We start from the raw sequence: 23,547 nt of genomic DNA, 5'->3' as shown, positions 1-23,547 counted from the left end.
CCAGTCGACACGACGCCCATGCTCGGCCCAGAACCCCTCCGGATCCGAAACAGACGCCGCATACATCTCCTCATACCGAGACGCATCAACATGCGCACGCGATACAGTCTCGGACGACGGCGGGTAGGATTGTTTCAACTGATCATCAGCGGGCATGGGGGGTCCTCCTCTTCTGGCTGCGCGACATGTTCCATTTTGACGAAACGCGGAGCTTTCGAGGTCGTTTGATACACAAATCTGTAAAGGGGTGGGCTTGTGATACCGTTTTGTTGGTATTTATTGTCAAAAAATTTCTATTCTGGCCTGTCAAGTCTGCAAATTTATTTGCAGGCCCCGATTTCGCCTTGTTTTGCGAGGCCCTGGCCAGTGCGGAGTCAAGGCTGCGGCTATGCGCCGGTATACGAGTGCATACAAGAGAGCGCTAACACGCCCTCAGGCCCGGTGCGTCAAATTGTCAAGCTTGGCGAGATTCGACGAAAGCAGGGGCGAATCGCCCTCTGGTTGCCAGTGCCTTGGTGCCCCTCTGCCGGGCCGGCCTGTCAGGTCAGCAATGCCCAGAGGACATGGAATGACATGTAAATGACGATCAGAGATCCGATTGTGTAAAAGGTCGCGCGCAGCTCGTGGCTGCGCTGCGTGGCATAGGCCAGGAAATGCGCCAGCCGCGCCGCCACGAAGCCGAAGAACAGCCCTTGCGCCAGGATCAGCGGTGGATCGGTCAGGACGAACAGCGCCCCGGCGACCCAGAAGGCGGGAATGTTCTCGAGATCGTTGCGATGAAGTCGCCGAGACCGGTCCACGTAATCGTTCGGGGCCAGTTGCGACGGATCGGGAGACCTGTTGAGCGGTCCCGGGCGCAGGTCTTCGGGGCTGGCCCATCCGGCGCTGACACGCATCATTCGCGCCACCGTCATCCAGCCCTGCCCCATGATCTTGATCGCCATGATCGCCGCCGCGATCGCGTAGGCGGCAAGGACCGGGTTTTCGAAGCTGATTTCGGGCATGGGAAAATCCTGTTCCAAGGGCCTTGACTTACCGATGGTAGGTTTTGTAGCTTACCGTTGGTAAGCAAGTCAAGAGATCCGGATGCCAGCCACCGAAACCCGTGACCAGATCCTGTCCATCGCGCACCGCCTTCTGGTGGCCGAGGGGCTGTCCGCACTCTCCTTCGATGCGATCGCCCGCCGGTTGGGGCGGTCTAAACAGGCCGTGCTCTACTGGTTTCCGACCCGGCAGGACCTGTTGGCGGCACTGTTCCTTCCGGCCCTGCAAGCCGAGGCCGAGGCGGTGACGGTGGCGCTGGACGGTGCCGAGGACCGGCCCGCGGCGATCGCCCGGTTCGTGCAGGGCCTGGTCGCGTTTCATAGCCAGGACCTGGACCGGTTTCGCCTGATGTATCTTTTGCCGCAGACCAGCCGGGGCCGGCCCGGCACGGGCATGCTCGACCATGTGCATACTGTCACAGACGGTCTGTATGGCGCGCTGGCGCGGCATCTTGATCCGGCAGATCCCGACGCGGCAAGGCCCAAGGCGCTGGCCCTGCACGCGGCGGTGCTGGGTCTGATGATGATGCAGGGGCTTGCCGAGGCGGTGGATGACCCGCTCAAACATGGGGCCGATGAGCTGGCCGATGCGATGATCGACGCGTTGACGCGGCCCTAGCCGAGGGGGCAGGGCGCCACGTCGACATCGATCACGATGAAGGTGTCGGGGCCGAAGGTCACGCCGCTCATGTCGATGAACAGCTGGCTGATCTCGGAGAAGACCGCGTCTTCGGACAGAGCCTCGGTGGACAGCTCGACGTTCTGCGCGGCGCTGTTGAACAGGACGCATTCTGTCAGGAAGTCCAGGACGTAGCCGTTGAATTCCAGCACCGGGAAGCTGTCCGGTGGAATATCGGGATAGGTGATGACGATCCGGTCGGCCCGGATGTCGATGATGGCGGGGATGATGTCCCAGCCGTTCTGAGGCCCTTCGGGCCCAAGCCCGTATTCCACCCCATCCGAAACCTTGGCCGGGTGGCGCTGGCCGACGAAGATCGGTGCCGCGCGGTCCTCGTAGGCCAAGGCGCCGAAGCTGACATTTCGGTCCATCAGGCCCTCGGCCGAGACAGGGCCGGCCGGGCCGAGCAGGGCAAGCGCGAGCAGTGCCGCCCTCAAGCGGCGAGGCCTTTCTGCCCCAGCCCGAGGTATTTCTTGCGCCGTGCGTCGCGTAGCTCGTCGCCGGTCTTGCCGTCCAGTTCGGCCAGCATGACCTTGATCGCCTTGCCGACGCTCTCGATGGTCTTGGCCTTGGCACGGTGAGCCCCGCCAAGAGGTTCGCGGATGATCCGGTCGCAGATCCCCAGCTCATGCAGGTTCTGCGCGGTCAGGCGCAGGGCCTCGGCGGCTTCGCGCATCTTCTCGGCGTCCTTCCACAGGATGCTGGCGCAGCCTTCAGGCGAGATCACGGAATAGACCGAATGTTCCAGCATCGCGATGCGGTTGCCTGTGGCAAAGGCAACGGCGCCCCCGGACCCACCCTCTCCGATCACCACGCTGACCAGCGGCACGCGCAGGTCGAGGCATTTCTCGGTCGAGCGGGCGATGGCCTCTGACTGGCCGCGTTCCTCGGCGCCCTTGCCGGGATAGGCGCCGGGCGTGTCCACAAGGGTGATGACGGGGATGCCGAACCGGTCAGCCAGGTCCATCAGGCGGATCGCCTTGCGATAGCCCTCGGGGCGGGCCATGCCGAAATTGCGTTCGATCCGCGATTTGGTGTCGTTGCCCTTTTCGTGGCCGATCACCATGACCGGCTTGTCGTCCAGGCGGGCCAGGCCGCCCATGACGGCGTGATCGTCGGCGAAGTTCCGGTCGCCTGCCAGCGGCGTATACTCGGTGAACAGCGCCTCGATATAGTCCTGGCAATGGGGCCGTTCAGGATGCCGCGCCACCTGGCATTTGCGCCAAGGGGTCAGATCTGCATAGAGGCTTTCCAGCAGGTCGGCGGCCTTCTTGTCGAGCGCCTGGGCCTCGGTTTCGACATCCATTTCCTCGTTCGCCCGGGCCATGGCGCGCAATTCTGCCGCCTTGCCCTCGATTTCGGCCAGCGGTTTCTCGAAGTCGAGATAGTTGGTCATGGAACACCTTTCGCCAAACTGCTGCCCATATAGGGGGGCATGGCGGAGGGATGCAACGGGGCTTTGCCTGGCCTTGTTGCCAAACGGGGCTTTGCCGGGCAGGGTCGGGTCATTGGTGGTGATCGACATCTGAAGCATGGGATTTGTGAACATGAAGGGCAAGATTGCAGCGATTCTTCTGGCATTGGTGGCCGCGCCGGCGATGGCGCAGGACATCAATTTCGGCGACGACAGCAGCGAATGGGCGCGCGATGGCGAATGCGATGACCGGCGCTTTTTTGGGCCGGGCATGGCGCTGAGCGTGACTTGGCAATATGTCGGACAAGACGCGACCGACTGCCGTTCCGCCTATGAGGCAGGCCGGGTCAGCCTTTGGAACATGCAGGAGGCCTTGGCCGCGACGCAATGCGCCGCGATCGATTTCGGCGATGACAGCGGCGGCTTTCCCAATGACGGGGAATGTGACGATGCCCGGTTCGAGGGCATGGCCGTGGCCCATGTGCTGACGCCGGATGACATCCGCCGCGATGCTTCGGATTGCTCGCGGCTGTGTTTCTACGGTGCGGTCGCCCTCCGGGAATACTGAACCGCGAATCGAGGCCCGCCCGACACGCGGACGGGCCCGCACGCAGATCAGGCTGCGCCGGCCAATTCAAGCAACATGGCGAATTGGTCGGGAGTCAGCACGTTGCGCCAATGATCGGCGCAATTCGACCGCATCATCACCAGCGCGGTTTCGTTTTCGCCGATCCGGGCAGCGATCGCTTCCCGTTCTTCTTTCGGCGCATTCGAGATGATCGCGGCTCGAAGGTCGGCCCGCAGGGCCAATGTCTCATCCTCCAGCGCCTTGCGCTGCGCGGGCATGGTGGCGATCCAGTCGGCAAGGATTGCGCGCTGGTCCTCGTCGAGTCCTACGGCATCGGCATTCTTGTTCAGAACGCCGGTCAGTGCGATGACTGGCTGCGACAGAGCGGTCCTGTCCGGGCCGTTCTGCTGGGCAAGGCCGGTGACTGGCAGGGCGATGGCGAGCGCGGCGGCGGAAAGCACGAAGCGTTTCATTCCTGTATCCTTCATTCAGGTTTGTTACCCGCGAAGGATTGAGGCGGGAACACCGCCCACTCCTTGATTCAAATCAAAACAACAAGACGTTTCGCTGTATTTTTCGCGGCGGGCCTGTGCCCTGGCATCAGCCCGCGATCATCTCGGACTGGCGCACGATGACCTCGGCCTGCTTGATGCTTGCGATATCGACAAGCCGGCCCTTGTAGACGGTCGCGCCTTCGCCGCGGGCCTTGGCCTCTTCCATGGCGGCGAGGATCTCGCGCGCCTCGGCGACGGCCTCGTCGGACGGGGTGAAGACCTGGTTGGCAAGCGCGATCTGCTTGGGGTGGATGGCCCACTTGCCCACCATGCCCAGCGTGGCCGAGCGACGGGCCTGAGCGATATAGCCCTCATCATCCGAGAAATCGCCGAACGGCCCATCCACCGGCAGAACGCCATGGGTGCGGCAGGCGGCGACGATGGCGGCCTGGGCCCAATGCCAGGGATCGGACCAGTGCTTCTGGCCGCCATGTAGCATGTAGTAGTTTTCCTGCGTGCCGCCGATGCCGGTCGTGGCCATGCCCATGGAGGCCGCGAAATCCGCGGCGCCAAGGGACATCGCCTGCATGCGCGGACTGGCGGCCGCGATTTCCTCGACATGGGCGATGCCGGCGGCGCTTTCGATGATGACCTCGAAGCCGATGGGCTTCTGGCGGCCCTTGGCGGTTTCGATCGCCGTGACCAGCGCATCGACCGCGTAGATGTCAGAGGCATTGCCGACCTTGGGGATCATGATCTGATCCAACCGGTCCCCCGCCTGTTCCAACAGGTCGACCACGTCGCGATACCACCAGGGGGTGTCCAGCCCGTTGATGCGCACCGAGAGGGTCTTGCTGCCCCAATCCACGTCACTGATCGCCTGGATCACGTTGGCGCGGGCCATATCCTTGTCCCCGGGGCTGACCGAATCCTCGAGGTCGAGATTGATGACATCGGCGGCACTGGCGGCCATCTTCTCGAACAGCTTGGTGTTGGAGCCGGGGCCGAAGAGCTGGCAGCGGTTCGGGCGGGCGACCGGGGCGGGTTGCAGGCGGAAGGACATGAGTGGCTCCCCTCGGTAAGGATATTTCGTTCTGGTTGGTCGAGTGGGTATATTCTTGCGCGCCATGCTGCAAGGGCGAATTTGCAGTCGCAGCATTGCGGGGATTGGCCCGGTTTTTGAACTGATATGCAAGATTTTCCTGCATATAGGGGATCACCCGGAGATTTTTTGCGCAATAACGACCATTCCGCTGTGTTTTCGAATCGGGTTGGGGTTCGTTCATGCTTGTATAGGCTGCACCTTCAGGAGGCTTTCACATGATTCCCACCCCATATCTTCTTTTCCTGGGCGACGCGCCGGATCAGCTGGCCGCGAAGGTCGCGATCGGCATCAAGGACTGGCGCCCGGAAAATGCGGTGGGCCAGTTGCGCCTGCCTGGCTGCAAGGCCGACCTTGGCCTCTCCGACATGACGCTTGAGGAGGCCCGCACCGCAGGTGCGCAAACCCTGGTGATCGGGGTGGCCAATCGTGGGGGCGTGATCAGCGAGACCTGGAAGAAGGTGCTGATCGAGGCGCTCGATATGGGCTTCGACATCGCCAGCGGGCTGCACAACCTGCTGCGTGACGATCCCGAACTGGTGGCCGCCGCCGGTCGCGCGGGGCAGGAATTGCACGATGTGCGGGTGCCGTCCGTCAGCTACCCGATCGCCACTGGGGAAAAGCGGACGGGCAAGCGGTGTCTGGCCGTCGGCACGGATTGTTCCGTGGGCAAGATGTATACCGGTCTGGCCATGGACGCCGAGATGCGCAAGCGCGGCCTGAAATCCAGTTTCCGGGCCACCGGCCAGACCGGTATCCTGATCACCGGGCGCGGCGTGCCGCTGGATGCGGTCGTGGCCGATTTCATGGCCGGGTCGGTGGAATACCTGACGCCGGACAACGACGCCGATCACTGGGATCATATCGAGGGGCAGGGCAGCCTGTTCCATGTCTCCTATTCCGGGGTGACCATGGCCCTGATCCATGGTGGCCAGCCCGACGCCCTGATCCTTGCCCATGAGCCGACGCGCAAACATATGCGCGGCCTTCCGGGTTATGCGCTGCCCTCGCTGGAACAGCTCCGCGATACCGCCCTGCCGCTGGCCCAGGTCGCGAACCCGGCCTGCACGGTCGCGGGCATCTCTGTCAACACAGCGGCCATGTCCGAACAGGAAGCGCTGGATTACCTGGCCGAGGTCGAGGACCGCATGGGGCTGCCGGCTGCAGATCCGTTCCGGCAGGGGGCCGGGCGGCTGGTGGATGCGCTGCAAGACCTTTAGGGTCGGCCCCGTGGCCGGTGTCGGGCCGGTGAGTTTATTTGCCAAGATGAAGGACATGTCATGCCCCTGAGTGTCACGCGCGACCGATTCCGGCTGGCGGAGGTTTTTACCATCGCCCGGGGCAGTCGGACCGAGGCGCAGGTGCTGACCGTGCGGGTCACGCGTGAGGGCGTGCAGGGGCAGGGCGAATGCGTGCCCTATGCCCGTTATGACGAAACCCTGGACAGTGTCGAAGCCCAGATCGCGGGCCTGCCCGAGGATATCAACCGCCACGACCTGCAGGATGCCCTGCCCGCCGGCGCGGCGCGCAATGCGGTGGATTGCGCGCTGTGGGACTGGCAATCCAAGCGCACCGGCGCGCCGGTCTGGCAATTGGCCGCTTTGCCGAAGCCGAAACCCTGCGTCACCGCCTTTACCTTGTCGCTGGATACGCCGGAGAACATGCAGGCGGCAGCAAGGCGGCACGCGGACCGGCCCTTGCTCAAGATCAAGCTGGGCACGCCGGATGACATGGCTCGGCTGGAGGCGGTGCGACGCGGGGCGCCGGAGGCACGGATCATCGTGGATGCCAACGAGGGATGGACCGCCGAGGTCTATGCAGATCTGGCCCCCCATCTTTTGCGGCTGGGGGTGCAGATGGTGGAGCAGCCCTTGCCCGCCGGGGCCGATGACATGCTGGCCGAGATCGAGCGTCCCTTGCCGGTCTGCGCCGATGAAAGCTGTCATGACAGGGCCAGCCTGCCGGGGCTGGCGGGCAAGTATGACATGGTGAACATCAAGCTGGACAAGACCGGCGGCCTGACCGAGGCCCTTGCCCTGCGCGATGCCGCACGAGAGGCTGGCTATGCCGTCATGGTGGGCTGCATGGTCGGCTCTTCGCTGGCCATGGCGCCTGCCGTTCTGGTCGCGCAGGGGGCCGAGATCGTGGACCTGGACGGACCGCTCCTTTTGGCCGAGGATCGCGACCCGCCGCTGGATTATGGTAAAGCGGGGGTGCATCCCGCGCCCCCGGATCTTTGGGGGTGAGCACCGGTCCGGCGTAGCCGGTGCATCGTCCAGTGGACGATGCAAGGTGCGAACGGGCGGAGCCGCGATCGGGGCGCGATTGTGCCGCGCAGAATTCGGCCCAATCGCTATTTTCCTCGCCCCGGGGCTGCGCTAAGAACCGCTGGCGTTTCAGGAGGATCCCGCATGCCCAGATACCGTTCCCGCACGACGACCCATGGCCGCAACATGGCCGGTGCCCGTGGCCTTTGGCGCGCGACGGGGATGAAAGAGGGCGATTTCGGCAAGCCGATCATCGCCATCGTCAATTCCTTCACCCAGTTCGTGCCGGGACATGTTCACCTGAAGGATCTGGGCCAGATGGTCGCGCGCGAGGTCGAAAAGGCCGGCGGCGTGGCAAAGGAATTCAACACCATCGCCGTGGATGACGGAATCGCCATGGGCCATGACGGGATGCTCTATTCCCTTCCCAGCCGCGAGGTGATCGCGGACGCGGCGGAATACATGGTCAACGCCCATTGCGCCGACGCGATGGTCTGCATCTCGAATTGCGACAAGATCACGCCAGGCATGCTGATGGCCGCCATGCGGCTGAACATTCCCACGGTTTTCGTTTCGGGTGGCCCGATGGAGGCCGGCAAGGTCGAATGGGGTGACGGGGAAAAGGCGCTCGACCTTGTCGATGCGATGGTCGCGGCGGCCGATGACAGCTATAGCGACGAACAGGTGCATGCCATCGAGGAAGCGGCCTGTCCGACCTGTGGATCGTGTTCGGGCATGTTCACCGCCAATTCCATGAACTGTCTGACCGAGGCGCTGGGCCTGTCCCTGCCGGGTAATGGCTCGACCCTGGCCACCCATGCCGACCGCAAGCGGTTGTTCATCGAGGCCGGCCACCTGATCGTGGACCTGGCCAAGCGACACTATGAACAGGACGACTATTCTGTCCTGCCGCGCTCCATTGCCAATTTCCAGGCCTTCGAGAACGCCATGTCGCTGGATATCGCCATGGGCGGCTCCACCAACACGGTCCTGCACCTTCTGGCGGCAAGCCACGAGGGCGAGATCGGCTTTACCATGGAAGATATCGACCGGCTCAGCCGCAAGGTGCCCTGCCTGTGCAAGGTGGCCCCGGCCAAGTCCGACGTGCATATGGAAGACGTGCACCGCGCGGGTGGCATCATGGCCATCCTTGGTGAGCTGGACCGCGCGGGGCTGTTGCATGCGGACCTGCCAACGGTTCACAGCCCCACCATGGGCGAGGCGATTGCCCGCTGGGACATCGCCACGACCGAGTCCGAGGTGGCGCGCAGTTTCTATTCCGCCGCGCCCGGCGGGGTGCGTACCACCCAGGCCTTCAGCCAGGAACGCCGCTATCCCAGCCTCGATACCGACCGCGAAAACGGCGTGATCCGCAGCAAGGAGCATGCCTTCAGCCAGGATGGCGGATTGGCGGTTCTGTTCGGCAACCTGGCCGAAGAAGGCTGCATCGTGAAGACCGCCGGTGTCGATGACAGTATCCTGAAATTCAGCGGTCCGGCTTACGTGGTCGAAGGGCAGGACGAGGCCGTCAACGACATCCTGACCGGCAAGGTCAAGGAAGGCGACGTGGTCATCATCCGCTACGAGGGGCCACGAGGCGGGCCGGGGATGCAGGAAATGCTCTACCCGACCTCCTACCTCAAATCGAAGGGTCTTGGCGCGGCCTGCGCTCTGGTCACCGACGGGCGCTTTTCCGGTGGCACCTCGGGTCTGTCCATCGGCCATGTCTCGCCCGAGGCGGCCGAGGGCGGCACGATCGGGCTGGTCGAACAGGGCGATCTGATCGAGATCGACATCCCCAACCGGACCATCAACCTGGCCGTGGACGAAGCGACCCTGGCCGCCCGCCGCGCCGCGCAGGAGGAAAAGGGCTGGAAACCGGCCGAGCCGCGCAAGCGCAAGGTGTCCACCGCGCTCAAGGCCTATGCCATGCTGACCACCAGTGCTGCCAAGGGCGCCGTGCGCCAATTGCCCGAATAAGAACAAAGGAACCGCCCATGTCCCGCACCGTCTATGTGAATGGCCAGTATCTGCCCGAGGGCGACGCCAAGGTCTCGATTTTCGACCGGGCCTTCCTGATGGCCGATGGCGTCTACGAGGTCACCAGCGTGCTGGACGGCAAGCTGATCGACTTCGACGGGCACCTGGCGCGGCTTGAGCGGTCGCTGTCAGAACTGGATATCCAGAAACCCGACTGTTTCGACGACCTGCTGGAAATTCACCGAGAACTGGTGCGGGTAAACGGGATTACCGATGGGATGGTCTATCTTCAGGTCACGCGCGGTGCCGCCGAAGACCGGGATTTCGTCTTTCCCGATCCGGAGGAGGTCAAGCCCACCGTGGTTCTGTTCACCCAGTCCAAGCCCGGCCTGGCAGACAGCCCCGCGTCGAAGAAGGGCATCAAGGTCATCTCGATCGAGGATATCCGCTGGGGCCGGCGCGACATCAAGACGGTGCAGCTGCTCTACCCGTCCATGGGCAAGATGATGGCCAAGAAGGCCGGGGCCGACGATGCCTGGATGATCGAGGATGGCCACGTGACCGAGGGCACCAGCAACAACGCCTATATCGTCAAGGGCGACACGATCATTACGCGCCAGCTGTCCAACGATATCCTGCACGGGATCACCCGCGCCGCCGTGCTGCGCTTCGCCCGCGAGGCGCAGATGAAGGTCGAGGAACGCCATTTCACGATTGATGAGGCAAAGGATGCGGACGAGGCCTTCGTCACCTCGGCCTCGACCTTCGTGATGCCGGTCGTGCAGGTGGACGAGGCGGTGCTGGGCGACGGCACGCCGGGCCCTGTGTCCAAACGCCTGCGCGAAATCTACCTGGAGGAAAGCCGCAAGGCGGCGATTTGAGCGGACAGGATACGCCACTGATTTCTTTTCGCCCATGCGGTTGCATTCCAGCAAGATTGCTTGGAACCTGCTTACGGAGCACCACGGCATGCCGGTCGTGGCAAAGGATCGGAGCTTAGAGAATGTCGCCGAATTATGCGGTTGTGATCCCGGCGCGGTACAAGTCCACCCGGCTTCCGGGCAAGCCGTTGCTCAAGATTCGCGACAAGGAGATGATCGTCCGAACCTGGGAGAGAACGGTGGAGGCCGTCAATCCTGAGAGGGTTTGGGTTGCCACCGAAGACGAGCGCATCAAGGAGGTCGCCGAACGCGCCGGTGCACAGGTCGCGATGACGGGTGAGGCGTGCCTGACGGGAACGGACCGTCTATACGAATTCGCACTGCAACATGCCGATGTCGATATCGTAATCAATGTGCAAGGCGATGAACCGATCATCGACCCCGACGATATTCGGACCATGGTCAGCCGCGCCTGTGCAGATCCCGATACTATCCTTAACGGCTACGCGCGCATTGCGGACGAGGCGGAATGGAGATCGCGGGCGGTTCCGAAGGTCGTCTTCGATCAGGACAAGAAAATGAAGTACATGTCGCGCGCTCCGATCCCCGGTAATAAGGCCGACACATTCATGGGCGGGTGGAAGCAGATATGTATCTACAGCTTTCCTGTAGAAAAGCTGAGAGCCTTTGGTGAGCAGGGCCGAAAGACGCCTCTTGAAGAGATCGAGGATATCGAGATCCTGCGCTTTGCCGAGTTGGGGTATGACATTCAGATGGTGGAACTGTCCGGCCGTAGCCTGGCTGTCGATACCTTCGATGACGTGGGCAAGGTCGAGGCTTTCCTGAAGGAGAACGGGCTGCCCTGAGGCCGGTCGTCAAAGTATCTGCGTCCTCAGTCCGTCCGCACCGGTCCGTCATATGGCTGAACCCCGGTCAATTCGCATAGTGACGCATCGGTGGATACTATGCGATTTCCGTATCGTTTGGCCAAGAGCCTGAGCACCTGTTGATCCCGGGTGACATGGGCGCGAGGCAAGGCGGAACCGGAGTAGGAATGCCCCGATTGATTCAGCGAGATCCCGGCGATTGTCACTCGTCTGGCACCCATATGCAGGCAGGCCGCTGCAGCAAAAACGCCCATTGAAGTGACTTTGCGCGATTTCAGAGCCCGGCGACGTCCTTCAACCGCTTGGTTGATCACAAGGTGCCGCTGCGCATTGCTCAGCAGTGTGCAAGCGTCGAAAAGATAGCCGGCCTCGCCAAGAATTTTGAGGTTGGGGGCCAGTTGCGCACTGAGTTCTTCCTGGGTCTTGTTCAAACCCTCGGTGCAGACCAACAAGAGCCGCTTGGTCCGCCTGTTGGCGAGGGCTGAAACCATTTCAGTATCGACCTGCCGGTTTCGGACGAAATTCGACCGCATGAAGGTGAAATCTGGCGGGTCGTCGAAAAACCGGTCAAGCGAGGCCTGCGAGGCATTGACAGAAACGAGCTTTGTCTCGGGCTCTGTTTCGCGTGGCAGTATCGGGTCCGGCGCCGAGCCGAAGACCAGCGCCTCGCCCTCGAACGCGGGCAGATCGGGCTGTTTCGTGAAGGCCGAGACCAGAGAGTATTTCAGTGACGGTCGGAGCACGGCTTAACCTGCGCATTGTCTGAACTTGAGCGACGTGGCGCGAGGACGGCCCGCCATGCCGTGGTGCTTTTGATACCCTATGCCGGACGGGCGCGCGTCCGATCATCCTTGGAATCTGCCCTACTCCCCCACATTCTCCTTGAACGCCTTCTCGAAGGCCGCCTGTTTTTCGGGGCTGGCCTCGGTCTGGCTCTGGGCCTTCCAGTCGTTATAGGGCATGCCGTAGAACACCTCGCGTCCCTCTTCCTTGGTCATCTCGATGCCGCGCGCGTTGGCGGCCTCTTGATACCAGCGGGACAGGCAGTTGCGGCAGAACCCGGCCAGGTTCATCAGGTCGATATTCTGCACGTCGGGGCGATCTTCCATCAGGTGCTTTTGCAGCCGGCGAAACGCGGCGGCTTCCAGTTCAAGGCGGGTCTGGTCGTCGATCTGGGTCATGCGGTCCTCGTTTCTTGCTGGTCCATCAGGTGCAAGGCCTGCGTCAGGATCGGGGCCAGCCTTTCGGCCCAGTGCGCCTGTTGTTCGGGGGTCACGATAAGATCGTTGCGCAGCTCGATCAATGCGTTGGGTCGGCCGGGCTGCAGGGCATGGCGGTCCACCGAATCCCCAGGCAGGTGTCCGGCATAGGGTTCGTTGTCCCCGATGCACAGGTCGGGCTCGGCGCGCAGCAAGGCCAGCAAGGGATCGGAAAGTCGGCGGTCCTGCTCGTGCAGGATGCCGACATGCCAGGGGCGCGGATGCCGACCGTTCAGCTTGGGTGTGAAGGAATGAATAGCCACCAGAACGGTATCGTCGTAGCGGCCTGCGACCTCTTCCAGCGCATTATGATAGGGTTCATAAAAGGCGTCGATACGGCGCTGCTTTTCGGCGTCATCGGCGGTGCGGTTGGTGGGGATGACCGTGCCGTCATACAGTTTCATCAACAGGGTGGGGTCGTCGGTGCCCCGGTTCGGGTCGATCACCAGGCGCGAGAAATTGGACAGGACCGCCGGGGCATCCAGAAGATCGGCCAGTGCCCGCGTCACCCCCGCGGCGCCGACGTCATAGGCGATATGGCGTTCCATGTCGGGCGGGTTCAGACCCAGGTCGCCGCCGCCCACGCTGGGGGGCACGGTATTGGTGGCGTGGTCACATGAGATCACCCAGCGCGAGCGGCGATCCGCACCGTGCAGGTGATAGGGTTGATAGGTCATCGGGCGGACACACAGGCTGTCATCTTCATGACACCTGACTTAGGACAGTTGAGGCCGGAAGTGAAATGCGCAATAAGGGCGGCGAGCCGTTAGCGATAACAAGGGGCCGAGCGCCCCGCAGCCGACGAAAGATTCGATTATGAGACGCCACCGCAACGTCAAGATCGTCGCCACCCTCGGGCCGGCGTCGAGCGACTACAAGATGATCCGTGCCCTTCACGAGGCCGGGGCCGACGTGTTTCGCCTGAACATGAGCCACGGCAGCCATGACGAGATTCGCGAGCGACACGCGATCATTCGCAAGGTCGAAGAGGACGTGGGCAACCCCATCGCCATCCTGGCCGACCTGCAGGGTCCGAAGCTGCGGGTTGGCACCTTCGCCAATGACGAGGGCGAAGAACTGGAGGAAGGCCAGGCCTTCCGGCTGGACCTGGATGAGACGCCGGGCGACGCCACCCGTGTGCAACTGCCGCACAAGGAAATCTTCGACGCGCTGGAACCGGGCGCGCACCTGCTGATCAATGACGGCAAGATCAAGCTGCGGGTCAAGGACTGTGGCCGCGACTTCGCCGATTGCGAAGTCGTCGTCGGCGGCACCATCTCGAACCGCAAGGGCGTGAACGTACCCGACGTGGTGCTGCCTCTGGCGGCGCTGTCGGACAAGGACCGCAAGGACCTCGAATTCGTCTGTGACCTGGGCGTGGACTGGTTGGCGTTGTCTTTCGTGCAGCGCCCATCGGACGTGGAAGAGGCGCGGGCAATGTCCAAAGGGCGTGCTGCGATCCTGTCGAAGATCGAGAAACCCGCCGCGGTGAAGAATTTCGATGACATCATCGAGGCGTCTGACGGGATCATGGTGGCGCGCGGCGATCTCGGGGTGGAACTGCCCGTCCAGAACGTGCCGCCGATCCAGAAACGCCTGGTCCGCAAATGCCGCACCGCCGCCAAGCCGGTGATCGTCGCCACCCAGATGCTGGAAAGCATGATCGAAAGCCCCATGCCCACCCGCGCCGAGGTCTCGGACGTGGCAACGGCCATCTACGAGGGCGCCGATGCGATCATGCTGAGCGCGGAATCCGCGGCAGGCGACTACCCGGTCGAGGCGGTCACGACCATGGACAACGTGGCCTTCGAAGTCGAAAGCGACGAAAACTATACGGCCATCATCGAATCCAGCCGCACCGCCGATCGCACAAGCGTCGCCGACGGGATCGTCGCGGCGGCGCGCGAGATCGCCGAAACCACGGATATCAAGGCGATCTGCTGCTATTCCGAAAGCGGCACGACAGGCCTTCTGACCGCGCGGGAACGGCCCCGCGTGCCGATCATCGTGCTGTCCACCCGGATCGAGACCGCCCGGCGGCTCTGCCTGTCCTGGGGCACCAATTGCGTGCGCACCACGACCGAGGTGAACCGCTTCAAGATCGCCGTGGTCGAAGCGGTGCGCGCCGCGCTCAAGACCGGTATCGCCAGCAAGGAGGACATGGTGGTGGTCACGGCCGGGGTTCCATTCAACACGCCGGGCTCCACCAACATCCTTCGGGTCGCGCCCTGCGAGGAACGTTTGATTTACGCTGCGGAAACGGAGTAGCCTCTCGCAACAGCCCCAGTTGCGAGATTGGCCCATGGATCCTGACCTGATGCTCGTCGTCGGCCTCGTGGTGGCGGGATTCTCGATCCCGTCGATCATGGGGGCGCTGGCAGATGGGCGCGTGCCGCGAGCGGCGTCGATCGCGGTGCTGGTCGGGGGCGGGCTGATCGCCTTGGCCGTCAATCAGAACCCCATCGGCTACAAGATCGAGGATATCCCCTCGGTCTTTGTCGAGGTGGTGGGCCGCTATATCAACTGAGACCCTTGCCAAAGGGGCGAACGGGGCCTATACGGCCCGCTCTACCGCGCGTCCGGCCCGAAGTGGCATGCCGAGTCGCGTGTCACCGTTACGTTCAAGGAGACGGAAATGCCCAAGATGAAGACCAAGTCGAGCTGCAAGAAGCGGTTCAAGGTGACGGCCAAGGGCCGCATCAAGGCGGGTCAGGCCGGCAAGCGCCATGGCATGATCAAGCGCACCAACAAATTCATCCGTGATGCTCGTGGCACCACGACCCTCAGCAAGGCTGATGAGCAGATCATCAAGCCCATGATGCCCTACGCGCGCTAAGGAGGATCGGATATGCGAGTCAAAGGCGGAACCGTCACCCATCGTCGTCACAAGAAGATCACCGACAAGGCCAAAGGTTACTATGGCCGTCGCAAGAGCACCTTCAAGGTCGCAACCCAGGCCGTCGACAAGGCCAACCAGTATGCGACCCGTGACCGTCACAACCGCAAGCGCAACTTCCGCGCCCTGTGGATCCAGCGTATCAACGCCGCCGTCCGCGCCGCGGATGAGAACCTGACCTATTCGCGCTTCATCAACGGCCTGACGAAGGCCGGGATCGAAGTGGACCGCAAGGTTCTGGCCGACCTGGCCGTGCACGAGCCCGACGCGTTCGGCGCGATCGTGGAAAAGGCAAAGGCCGCGCTGTAAAGCCACGCTGCATTGCAAATCGAATTGGGCCGTCCTTTCTGGGCGGCCTTTTTCGTTGTGGAGCCGTTGCCAGATAGTGTGCTGCGCACGCAGGTCTGTTTGGTGGGGGCTCTGCCCCCCGGCGCGCGGGGCGCGCCGTCCCCCGCGGTATTTGGAACCCAAAGAAGCGGGGGTCGCTTGAAACCGGGGCGGGGCCGGGGTAACGAGCCGTGACCAATTCAAGGGGCCCGTCATGGATGAGCTGAAGTCCAAATATCTTGACCTGATTGCAAAGGCCGCCGACGAGGCGACGCTGGAGGAGATCCGCGTTTCGGCCGTCGGCAAGAAGGGCGAAGTGAGCCTGAAGATGCGCGAGCTGGGCAAGATGACCCCGGAAGAGCGGCAGGTGATGGGCCCGGCGCTGAATGCGCTCAAGGACGAGATCAACGCCGCGCTGGCGGCCAAGAAGGTGGCGCTGGAAGATGCGGCGCTGGACGAGCGGCTGAAGGCCGAGTGGCTGGACGTGACCCTGCCCGCGCGCGACCGCCGGGTGGGCAGCATTCACCCCGTGTCCCAGGTCTGGGAAGAGGTGACGGCGATCTTCGCCGATATGGGTTTCGCCGTGGCCGAGGGACCGCAGATCGAAAGCGACTGGTACAATTTCGACGCGCTGAACATTCCCGGCCACCATCCGGCCCGGGCCGAGATGGACACGTTCTACACGCACCGGGCCGAGGGCGACAATCGCCCGCCCCATGTGCTGCGCACCCATACCAGCCCGGTTCAGATCCGGTCGATGGAGGCGCAGGGTGCGCCCATTCGCATCATCTGCCCCGGCCGTGTCTATCGGGCCGATTACGACCAGACCCATACGCCGATGTTCCACCAGGTCGAGGGGCTGGCCATCGACAAGGACATTTCCATGGCGAACCTGAAATGGGTGCTGGAGGAATTCTTCAGCGCCTTTTTCGGCACCCACGTGGAAACCCGCTTCCGCGCCTCGCATTTCCCGTTCACGGAACCTTCGGCCGAGGTGGATATCCAGTGTTCCTTTGAAGGGGGCACGGTGAAGGTCGGCGAAGGCGACGACTGGCTGGAAGTGCTGGGGTCGGGCATGGTCCACCCCAAGGTGCTGCAGGCGGGCGGGATCGACCCGGACGAATGGCAGGGCTTTGCTTTCGGCATCGGGATCGACCGTCTGGCCATGCTGAAATACGGGATTCCGGATTTGCGGGCGTTCTTCGAAAGCGACCTGCGCTGGCTGCGGCATTACGGGTTCAGCGCGTTGCAGGTGCCGACCGTGCATGGGGGGTGACGCCAGCCCTGATGTCCCGCGTGCCGCTTTCCACCCGCCGATGTCGCCCATGACGCCGCGAATCTTCTGAACCGGGCGCAGTCTTTCTCCATCCCCAGCGATGGAGTGCGCCATGCCCCATATCCTTATCGTCGAAGGCAATACGCCTGAAACCGTCGCCCGCGGCCTGTCGGGGGCGCAGGCCTTTGTTGAGACCTTCGCGTCCCTTGCGCCCCATGTGACGACGACAATTGCCAACCCCTATGCCGCGCCTTTGACGGCCGAGGATCTGGCCGCGGACGGGATTGTCTTTACCGGCTCGGGCGAGGCATGGGCGGTGTCCGACCCGGAGGCGACGCCGCTTTGGGCGGCGATGGAGGGGGCGATGGCCAGTGGCAAGCCGATCTGGGGCAGTTGCAACGGCATGCACCTGGCGGCGCTGGCGCTGGGCGGCACGGTGCGCGAAAACCCCAACGGGCTGGAAGTGGGCATCGCCCGCGACATGGCATTGACGGTCGAGGGGCGGGCGCATCCGATGATGGCGCAGCGCCCGGCGCTGTTCGGTGCGCCCTGCGTGCACCGGGATGAGGTGGCGGAGCTGCCCCCCGGCGCGATCCTGATGGCGGGCAACGCGCATACGCCGATCCAGGCCTTTGCCTTCGAGGGGGACGGCACCTGCATCTGGGCCACGCAATATCACCCGGAATTGTCGCTGGCTGGACTGGCCGACTACCTGACCGCGAGCGGGTCGATCTTTGCCGATCATGCGGGTCTGGTTGCGGACCTGACCTGTGCGGCCGGTGACTGCCTCGCGGCGGCGCGGTTGGGCACCACGCCCGAGGCGATGCAGCCCCAGGCGCGGGCGGCGGAATTGCTGGCCTGGCTGCAGCTTGTGACCGAGCGGGCCGCGGTCGGTCTGCATCTGGCCGCCCCGGTGCGCAGCCGCCTCACTCACTAGGGCGGCGCTTTGGGCCATAGGGCGCTTTTCCCCGGCGGGGGGATGCGCTAAACCGCGCGGGACAAATTGCAAATGCCCCCGGGGAACCCCATGAAATTCACGCTGTCCTGGCTGAAAGAGCATCTCGAAACCACCGCCTCCGTCAACGAGATCTGCGAGGCGCTGACCGATCTCGGGCTGGAGGTCGAGGGGGTCGAGAACCCCGCTGAAAAGCTGGAACGTTTCACGCTTGCCAAGGTTAAGTCGGCCGAGCAGCATCCCGATGCCGACCGGCTGCGGGTCTGCATGGTCGAAACGGATGAGGGCGAAAAGCAGATCGTCTGTGGCGCCCCCAATGCGCGCGAAGGCATCACCGTGGTTCTGGCCAAGCCGGGGGATTATGTGCCCGGGATCGACGTGACCCTGTCGGTGGGCAAGATCCGGGGCGTCGAAAGCCACGGCATGATGGCCTCGGAGCGCGAATTGGAGCTGTCCGAGGAACATGACGGGATCATCGAGTTGCCCTCCGGCGAGGTGGGTCAGAAATTCACCGATTGGCTGGCCGAGAACGCGCCGGAAAAGGTCGACCCGGTGATCGAGATCGCGATCACCCCGAACCGCCCCGATGCGCTGGGCGTGCATGGCATCGCCCGTGACCTCGCCGCGCGCGGGCTTGGCACGTTGAAGCCGCTTTCGGTCGATCCGGTTCCGGCGTCCTTCCCGTGCCCGGTCTCCGTGACCATCGACAGGGACACGCTGGAACAGGCCCCGGTCTTCTACGGGCGCCTGATCAAGGGCGTGAAGAACGGCCCAAGCCCCGCCTGGCTGCAACAACGGCTCAAGGCCATCGGGCTGCGGCCGATTTCCTTCCTCGTCGATGTGACCAACTGGTTCACCTACGACCTGAACCGCCCGCTACACGTGTTCGATGCCGACAAGATCACCGGGAACGCCCTGCGCCTTTACCGGGCCAAGGGCGACGAAACCCTGACCGGGCTGGACGAGAAGGACTACACCTTCCCCGAGGGCGCGACCGTGATCGCCGATGCCGAAGGCCCCGAAAGCATTGCCGGTGTCATGGGCGGGCTGCGCACCGGGTGCAGCGACGAGACCGTGAATGTTTTCGTCGAGGCCGCCTATTTCGACCCGATCCGCACCGCCTATACGGGCCGCGCGATGAAGATCAATTCCGACGCCCGCTACCGGTTCGAGCGCGGCATCGACCCGGCCTTCACCGCCGATGGCATGGAACACGCGGTGCGGATGATCGTGGATCATGCCGGGGGCGAGGCGTCCGAGGTGGTTCAGGCCGGCGCGGTGCCGGATGTGTCGCGGGCCTACAAGCTGGATACCGACCGGTGTTCGTCGCTTGTTGGCATGGACATCCCGGCAGAAACCCAACGCGCCACGCTTGAGGCGCTGGGCTTCGTCATGGAGGGCGACATGGCACATGTGCCGAGCTGGCGCCCCGACGTGCAGGGCGAGGCCGACTTGGTCGAAGAGGTGGCACGTATCGCCTCGCTGACGAAGTTGCAGGGTACGCCCATGCCGCGCCCCCGTCCCGGTGTGCCCGCGCCGGTGCTGACGCCGATGCAGAAGCGTGTTCAGATGGCGCGGCGGACCACGGCGGCGCTGGGGTATAACGAGTGCGTGACCTACAGCTTCATCGACAAGAAGGCAGCGACACTTTTTGGCGGTGGTGATGATGCGACCATGCTGGAAAATCCCATTTCCAGCGAGATGTCCCATATGCGTCCGGCGCTTCTGCCGGGCCTGTTGCAGGCCGCCGCCCGCAACCAGGCGCGGGGCATGCCCGACATGGCTCTTTTCGAAGTGGGAGATGCCTTTTTCGGGGGTGAGCCGGGGGAACAGAAGACGGTCGTGACCGGTTTGCTGGTGGGGCGCACGACGCCGAAGGACGTGCATGGCGCCTCGCGCCCGGTGGATATTTACGACGCCAAGGCCGATGCCGAGGCGGTGCTGGCCGCCATGGGCGCGCCTGCCAAGGTGCAGATCCTGCGCGGTGCCGAGGAATGGTGGCATCCGGGCCGTCACGGCAAGATCTGCCTTGGCCCGAAAAAGGTGCTGGGCGTTTTCGGCGAGATTCACCCCAAGGTCTTGCGCGCATTGGATGTGAAAGGCCCCGCTGTGGGCTTCACCCTCTGGCCCGAGGAAATTCCCCTGCCGCGCAAGGCGGACCCGAACCGGGGCGCCCTTCATGTGCCGGACCTTCAGGCGGTCGAACGGGACTTTGCCTTCGTGGTGGATGCCGATGTCGAGGCTTTGACACTGGTGAACGCCGCCGCGGGGGCCGACAAGGCCCTGATCGAAAGCGTGCGGGTCTTCGACGAATTCATTGGCGGATCGCTCGGCGAGGGCAAGAAATCCCTGGCCATTACCGTGCGGATGCAGCCCAGCGAAAAGACTTTGACCGAGAAGGATATCGAGGCTGTCGGTGGGCGGATCGTCGAGAAGGTCGAAAAGGCCACGGGCGGCCAGCTGCGCGGCTAAACCGCGACGGGGGCCGACAGCACCTTGGCCAGGTGGTCGAAGACGAGCCGGATACGCGGGCTGTTGTGAATTTCCCGGTGGGTGACCAGCCAGACCGGGAAATCGACTTCCAATTGATCGGCGAGCACCGGCTCGACCCGGGGATCACGCGCGGCGATCATATGGTCCATGGGACAGACACCCATGCCCCGACAGGCCATTTCCCAGGCGACGATACCGTTCTCCGATTGGACGACGAAGCTGTCCGGCGTAACCGGCACACCCATGGCTCGGATGTGGCCGCACATCATTTCGGGGTCGCCGAAGGCCACCCAGTCCAGCGCCGCCATGGCCTCGGGCGTGGTCGGACGCCCGCGGCGGTCGAGGTAATCGGTTGCGGCATAGAACAGGCCGTGCCCCTCTCTGACCCGTCGCGCCACCAGGTTGGATTGCTCTGGGCGGACGTGACGGATGGCGATGTCGGCCTCGCGCCGCAGAAGGTCGGATAGCTGGTTGGTTGCCACCACCTCGATGGCCAGTTGCGGCGCGAGGCGGCGCAGGTCCGCAACGACGTCCGGCAGGATGTTGTGGGACAGGATATCGCTCGCCGAGATACTGACGCGGCCTGAGATTTCGGATTGCTGCCCGATCGCGCTGAAGGTCAGCCGCTCTGCCGCCGCGCCCATCGCCCGTGCATGGGTCAGCAGATCATGCCCGGCACTGGTCAGCGAAAGGCCGCGCCCGACACGTTCGAACAACAAGAGCGATAGCTCGTCTTCCAGTGCCGACACCTGGCGCGACAATGTCGGCTGGGTCAGGCCAAGGTGCTTGGCTGCGGCGGAAAGCGATCCTTGCTCGGCCGTTGCAAGAAATGCGCGCAGGTGGTTCCAGTCGAGGCGTTGCAGTCTATCCATGCATTCTTGTATAGAAACCCTTTGGATTTCGTCAATTTCCCGATGACCTATTCGTCTGTATTGTGCTCCTCAAAGGAGAACAGACATGACAAACCCGACCCGTTTCTGGGACCGCGCCGCCGAGAAATACGCGGCTTCGCCGATCAAGGACATGCCGGCCTATGAATACACGCTGGACCGCACGCGGTCCTATCTGAAATCGACCGACCGCGTCCTGGAACTGGGTTGCGGCACCGGCTCCACCGGGCTGCTCCTGGCCGGGGCCGTCGCGCATTACCACGGCACCGACATTTCGCCGGAGATGATCCGCATCGCCCGGGACAAGGCAGCGAGTGACAACGTGGATAACATCACGTTTTCCGCAGCAACTGCCGAAGATGGCATCGCCGAGGCGGGACCGGTCGATGTGGTTCTGGCATTGAACCTCTTGCATCTTTTGCGCGATGTGGAAGATGTCTTCGACGCCATCCACGGTGCCTTGCCGCAAGGTGGCTATTTCATCTCGAAGACCGTGTGTCTTGCCGAGCCCTCGATCGGTCTGCGGCGCTTCGCGTTTCGCGCCATGATCCCGCTGATGCGGTTGGTTAGGCTGGCGCCCTTCGTGCGATCCTTTCGGTTCGACGGGCTGGAAAAATCCATCGAGGCGGCGGGCTTCGAGGTGATCGAGACGAGCACCGGCCCCGTGATGAGCCGCTATATCGTGGCACGCAAGGTCTGAGGCTGGTAACACTCCCGGCAAATCACGAAGGGAGAACGATATGCTGAAAGTCTACCTATCCGGCGAAATCCATACCGACTGGCGCGAGCAGATCATCGACGGGGCCAAGGGGCTGGAAATCGTCTTTGACAGCCCGGTCACGGATCACGGCGCATCGGATGATTGCGGCGTTGCGATCCTGGGTGCCGAGGACAGCAAGTATTGGCACGATCACAAGGGGGCCATGGTCAACGCGATCCGCACCCGCAAGGGAATTGCCGATGCCGATGTGGTGGTCGTGCGGTTCGGCGAGAAATACAAGCAATGGAACGCGGCCTTCGATGCGGGCTATGCCGCAGCCCTGGGCAAGTCGCTGATCATCCTGCAACAGGCCGAACACGACCACGCCCTCAAAGAGGTGGACGCCGCCGCCCTTGCCGTTGCGCGCGAGCCCTCCCAGGTGGTGCAGATCCTGCGCTATGTCCTGACCGGGCAATTGCCCGGATGATGCGTGCAGCGGGCGCGGTTGTCCGCGCCCGCACGCATCAGCCGCCGATCTTGTCCTGCGTTTTCGTCTCGAAATCGCTGGCGTCGTGCCGTTCATGCAGCTGTGTTTCGGGCTCTCCGAAGGCGCGGTTGACCATTCGGCCGCGCTGCACCGCCGGGCGGGCGTCGATCGCCTTGGCCCAGCGCATGACGTTTTCGTAGCTGGTCACGTCAAGGAATTCGGCCGCATCGTAGAGCCGCCCAAGGGCCAACTGGCCATACCAGGGCCAGATGGCGATGTCCGCGATGGAGTAGTCGTCCCCCGCGATATAAGGTTTCGTGGCCAGTTCCCTGTCCAGAACGTCCAACTGGCGCTTCGCCTCCATGGCGAAACGGTCGATCGGGTATTCCCATTTTTCCGGCGCATAGGCGTAGAAATGCCCAAAGCCGCCGCCGAGATAGGGCGCGCTGCCCATCTGCCACATCAGCCAGTTCAGCACCTCGGTCCGCGCCGATCCGCTGGCGGGCAGGAAGGCGCCGAACTTTTCGGCCAGGTGGATGAGGATCGAGCCGCTTTCGAAGACGCGCAATGGGTCCGCGCCAGTTCGATCCTCAAGCGCCGGGATCTTGGAATTCGGATTGATGTCGACAAAGCCCGATCCGAACTGGTCGCCCTCGCCGATATTGATCAGCCAGGCATCGTATTCTGCCTCCGTATGCCCTGCGGCCAGAAGCTCTTCGAACATGACTGTGACCTTGACGCCGTTTGGCGTGGCCAGGGAATAGAGCTGGAAAGGATGCTCGCCGACTGGCAGCTCCTTGTCGTGGGTCGGACCGGCAATCGGGCGGTTGGTCTTGGAAAACTGTCCGCCATTCTCTCGGTCCCATTTCCAGACCTTGGGCGGTGTATAGACGTCGGACATCTGAAGCTCCTGTCATTCGGGGTCGTGGGCGACCCTAATCGCCCACGA

General features: G+C 63.4%; 27 protein-coding genes. 16 read left to right on the top strand and 11 right to left on the bottom strand.

Features of this window, described 5'->3' with window-relative positions:
* Both DFK10_RS10055 and DFK10_RS10050 read right to left on the bottom strand, forming a co-directional pair.
* Nucleotides 1–156, bottom strand: a 156-nt coding sequence (locus DFK10_RS10055; RefSeq protein ID WP_146193254.1) for an acetyl-coenzyme A synthetase N-terminal domain-containing protein, incomplete at its 3' end; no start/stop codon positions are given.
* Between the two features lie 383 nt (nt 157–539).
* Nucleotides 540–1,004 carry an MAPEG family protein gene (locus DFK10_RS10050; protein WP_109388895.1) on the bottom strand — a complete coding sequence of 155 codons (465 nt, stop codon included), beginning with the start codon at nt 1,002–1,004 and terminating at the stop codon, nt 540–542.
* An 82-nt stretch (nt 1,005–1,086) separates the two neighbouring features.
* Between DFK10_RS10050 and DFK10_RS10045 the strand changes: the two genes are divergently transcribed.
* The gene (locus tag DFK10_RS10045) at nt 1,087–1,662 is read left to right on the top strand and encodes a TetR/AcrR family transcriptional regulator (RefSeq protein WP_109388894.1); all 576 of its coding nucleotides are present in this window, start codon (nt 1,087–1,089) and stop codon (nt 1,660–1,662) included.
* On the opposite strand, the gene DFK10_RS10040 is transcribed toward DFK10_RS10045, so the two are convergent.
* On the bottom strand, nt 1,659–2,159 hold the full coding sequence (locus tag DFK10_RS10040) for a hypothetical protein (protein ID WP_235866815.1): 501 nt from the start codon (nt 2,157–2,159) through the stop codon (nt 1,659–1,661). The genes DFK10_RS10045 and DFK10_RS10040 overlap by 4 nt on opposite strands.
* Nucleotides 2,156–3,118, bottom strand: coding sequence for an acetyl-CoA carboxylase carboxyltransferase subunit alpha (locus DFK10_RS10035; RefSeq protein ID WP_109388903.1), 963 nt, complete (start codon nt 3,116–3,118; stop codon nt 2,156–2,158). Before DFK10_RS10035 ends, DFK10_RS10040 begins: the two co-directional genes overlap by 4 nt.
* A gap of 136 nt (nt 3,119–3,254) precedes the next feature.
* Here DFK10_RS10035 and DFK10_RS10030 point away from each other — a divergent pair, with 136 nt between their 5' ends.
* Nucleotides 3,255–3,704, top strand: a complete 450-nt coding sequence (locus DFK10_RS10030) for a hypothetical protein (RefSeq protein ID WP_217810122.1) — start codon at nt 3,255–3,257, stop codon at nt 3,702–3,704.
* 47 nt (nt 3,705–3,751) lie between these two features.
* On the opposite strand, the gene DFK10_RS10025 is transcribed toward DFK10_RS10030, so the two are convergent.
* Both DFK10_RS10025 and DFK10_RS10020 read right to left on the bottom strand, forming a co-directional pair.
* Complete coding sequence (locus DFK10_RS10025; RefSeq protein ID WP_109388892.1) at nt 3,752–4,177, bottom strand: hypothetical protein; 426 nt, start codon at nt 4,175–4,177, stop codon at nt 3,752–3,754.
* Between the two features lie 127 nt (nt 4,178–4,304).
* Nucleotides 4,305–5,261: an L-malyl-CoA/beta-methylmalyl-CoA lyase gene (locus DFK10_RS10020; protein ID WP_109388891.1), complete on the bottom strand. Its 957-nt coding sequence runs from the start codon at nt 5,259–5,261 to the stop codon at nt 4,305–4,307.
* Between the two features lie 257 nt (nt 5,262–5,518).
* On the opposite strand from DFK10_RS10020, the gene dgcN reads away from it, so the two are divergent.
* The 5 genes from dgcN (at nt 5,519) to DFK10_RS09995 (ending at nt 11,294) form a co-directional block, all read left to right on the top strand.
* The gene (gene dgcN / locus DFK10_RS10015; RefSeq protein WP_109388890.1) at nt 5,519–6,520 is read left to right on the top strand and encodes an N-acetyltransferase DgcN; all 1,002 of its coding nucleotides are present in this window, start codon (nt 5,519–5,521) and stop codon (nt 6,518–6,520) included.
* A gap of 60 nt (nt 6,521–6,580) precedes the next feature.
* On the top strand, nt 6,581–7,546 hold the full coding sequence (gene dgcA / locus DFK10_RS10010) for an N-acetyl-D-Glu racemase DgcA (RefSeq protein ID WP_109388889.1): 966 nt from the start codon (nt 6,581–6,583) through the stop codon (nt 7,544–7,546).
* A gap of 165 nt (nt 7,547–7,711) precedes the next feature.
* Nucleotides 7,712–9,547: a dihydroxy-acid dehydratase gene (gene ilvD / locus DFK10_RS10005; protein ID WP_109388888.1), complete on the top strand. Its 1,836-nt coding sequence runs from the start codon at nt 7,712–7,714 to the stop codon at nt 9,545–9,547.
* 17 nt (nt 9,548–9,564) lie between these two features.
* Entirely contained in the window at nt 9,565–10,428 is an 864-nt protein-coding gene (locus tag DFK10_RS10000) for a D-amino-acid transaminase (protein ID WP_109388887.1), read from the top strand.
* A gap of 122 nt (nt 10,429–10,550) precedes the next feature.
* Nucleotides 10,551–11,294 carry a 3-deoxy-manno-octulosonate cytidylyltransferase gene (locus DFK10_RS09995; RefSeq protein WP_109388886.1) on the top strand — a complete coding sequence of 248 codons (744 nt, stop codon included), beginning with the start codon at nt 10,551–10,553 and terminating at the stop codon, nt 11,292–11,294.
* 26 nt (nt 11,295–11,320) lie between these two features.
* On the opposite strand, the gene DFK10_RS09990 is transcribed toward DFK10_RS09995, so the two are convergent.
* The 3 genes from DFK10_RS09990 to DFK10_RS09980 all read right to left on the bottom strand — a co-directional run bounded on the left by DFK10_RS09990 (nt 11,321) and on the right by DFK10_RS09980 (nt 13,251).
* On the bottom strand, nt 11,321–12,058 hold the full coding sequence (locus DFK10_RS09990) for a hypothetical protein (protein ID WP_109388885.1): 738 nt from the start codon (nt 12,056–12,058) through the stop codon (nt 11,321–11,323).
* A 120-nt stretch (nt 12,059–12,178) separates the two neighbouring features.
* Complete coding sequence (locus DFK10_RS09985) at nt 12,179–12,487, bottom strand: DUF1244 domain-containing protein (protein WP_109388902.1); 309 nt, start codon at nt 12,485–12,487, stop codon at nt 12,179–12,181.
* Between the two features lie 5 nt (nt 12,488–12,492).
* Entirely contained in the window at nt 12,493–13,251 is a 759-nt protein-coding gene (locus DFK10_RS09980) for an N-formylglutamate amidohydrolase (RefSeq protein WP_109388884.1), read from the bottom strand.
* Between the two features lie 139 nt (nt 13,252–13,390).
* Between DFK10_RS09980 and pyk the strand changes: the two genes are divergently transcribed.
* The 7 genes from pyk to pheT all read left to right on the top strand — a co-directional run bounded on the left by pyk (nt 13,391) and on the right by pheT (nt 20,500).
* Nucleotides 13,391–14,842, top strand: a complete 1,452-nt coding sequence (pyk, locus tag DFK10_RS09975) for a pyruvate kinase (protein WP_109388883.1) — start codon at nt 13,391–13,393, stop codon at nt 14,840–14,842.
* Between the two features lie 34 nt (nt 14,843–14,876).
* Nucleotides 14,877–15,101, top strand: coding sequence for a hypothetical protein (locus DFK10_RS09970; protein WP_109388882.1), 225 nt, complete (start codon nt 14,877–14,879; stop codon nt 15,099–15,101).
* A 108-nt stretch (nt 15,102–15,209) separates the two neighbouring features.
* Nucleotides 15,210–15,410, top strand: a complete 201-nt coding sequence (gene rpmI, locus DFK10_RS09965; protein ID WP_109388881.1) for a 50S ribosomal protein L35 — start codon at nt 15,210–15,212, stop codon at nt 15,408–15,410.
* 12 nt (nt 15,411–15,422) lie between these two features.
* Entirely contained in the window at nt 15,423–15,779 is a 357-nt protein-coding gene (gene rplT, locus DFK10_RS09960; RefSeq protein ID WP_109388880.1) for a 50S ribosomal protein L20, read from the top strand.
* Nucleotides 15,780–16,011: 232 nt separating this feature from the next.
* A complete protein-coding gene (gene pheS / locus DFK10_RS09955; RefSeq protein WP_109388879.1) occupies nt 16,012–17,073 on the top strand; it encodes a phenylalanine--tRNA ligase subunit alpha in 1,062 nt (353 codons plus the stop codon).
* A 112-nt stretch (nt 17,074–17,185) separates the two neighbouring features.
* Nucleotides 17,186–18,010, top strand: a complete 825-nt coding sequence (locus DFK10_RS09950; protein WP_217810121.1) for a type 1 glutamine amidotransferase — start codon at nt 17,186–17,188, stop codon at nt 18,008–18,010.
* 90 nt (nt 18,011–18,100) lie between these two features.
* A complete protein-coding gene (gene pheT, locus DFK10_RS09945; protein ID WP_109388877.1) occupies nt 18,101–20,500 on the top strand; it encodes a phenylalanine--tRNA ligase subunit beta in 2,400 nt (799 codons plus the stop codon).
* Here the strand turns inward: pheT and DFK10_RS09940 are convergent.
* Nucleotides 20,497–21,393: a LysR family transcriptional regulator gene (locus DFK10_RS09940; protein ID WP_109388876.1), complete on the bottom strand. Its 897-nt coding sequence runs from the start codon at nt 21,391–21,393 to the stop codon at nt 20,497–20,499. The two genes, pheT and DFK10_RS09940, sit on opposite strands and share 4 nt — an antisense overlap.
* An 85-nt stretch (nt 21,394–21,478) precedes the next feature.
* On the opposite strand from DFK10_RS09940, the gene DFK10_RS09935 reads away from it, so the two are divergent.
* The gene (locus DFK10_RS09935) at nt 21,479–22,111 is read left to right on the top strand and encodes a class I SAM-dependent methyltransferase (protein WP_109388875.1); all 633 of its coding nucleotides are present in this window, start codon (nt 21,479–21,481) and stop codon (nt 22,109–22,111) included.
* A gap of 40 nt (nt 22,112–22,151) precedes the next feature.
* A complete protein-coding gene (locus DFK10_RS09930; RefSeq protein ID WP_109388874.1) occupies nt 22,152–22,598 on the top strand; it encodes a YtoQ family protein in 447 nt (148 codons plus the stop codon).
* A gap of 37 nt (nt 22,599–22,635) precedes the next feature.
* Here the strand turns inward: DFK10_RS09930 and yghU are convergent, their stop codons facing one another.
* Nucleotides 22,636–23,499: a glutathione-dependent disulfide-bond oxidoreductase gene (gene yghU, locus DFK10_RS09925; protein WP_109388873.1), complete on the bottom strand. Its 864-nt coding sequence runs from the start codon at nt 23,497–23,499 to the stop codon at nt 22,636–22,638.
* Nucleotides 23,500–23,547 lie beyond the last annotated feature (48 nt).

It is taken from the genome of Salibaculum griseiflavum, from assembly GCF_003129565.1.
Taxonomy (GTDB): Bacteria; Pseudomonadota; Alphaproteobacteria; order Rhodobacterales; family Rhodobacteraceae; genus Salibaculum; species Salibaculum griseiflavum.
This window is presented reverse-complemented; position numbering and strand designations above follow the sequence as displayed.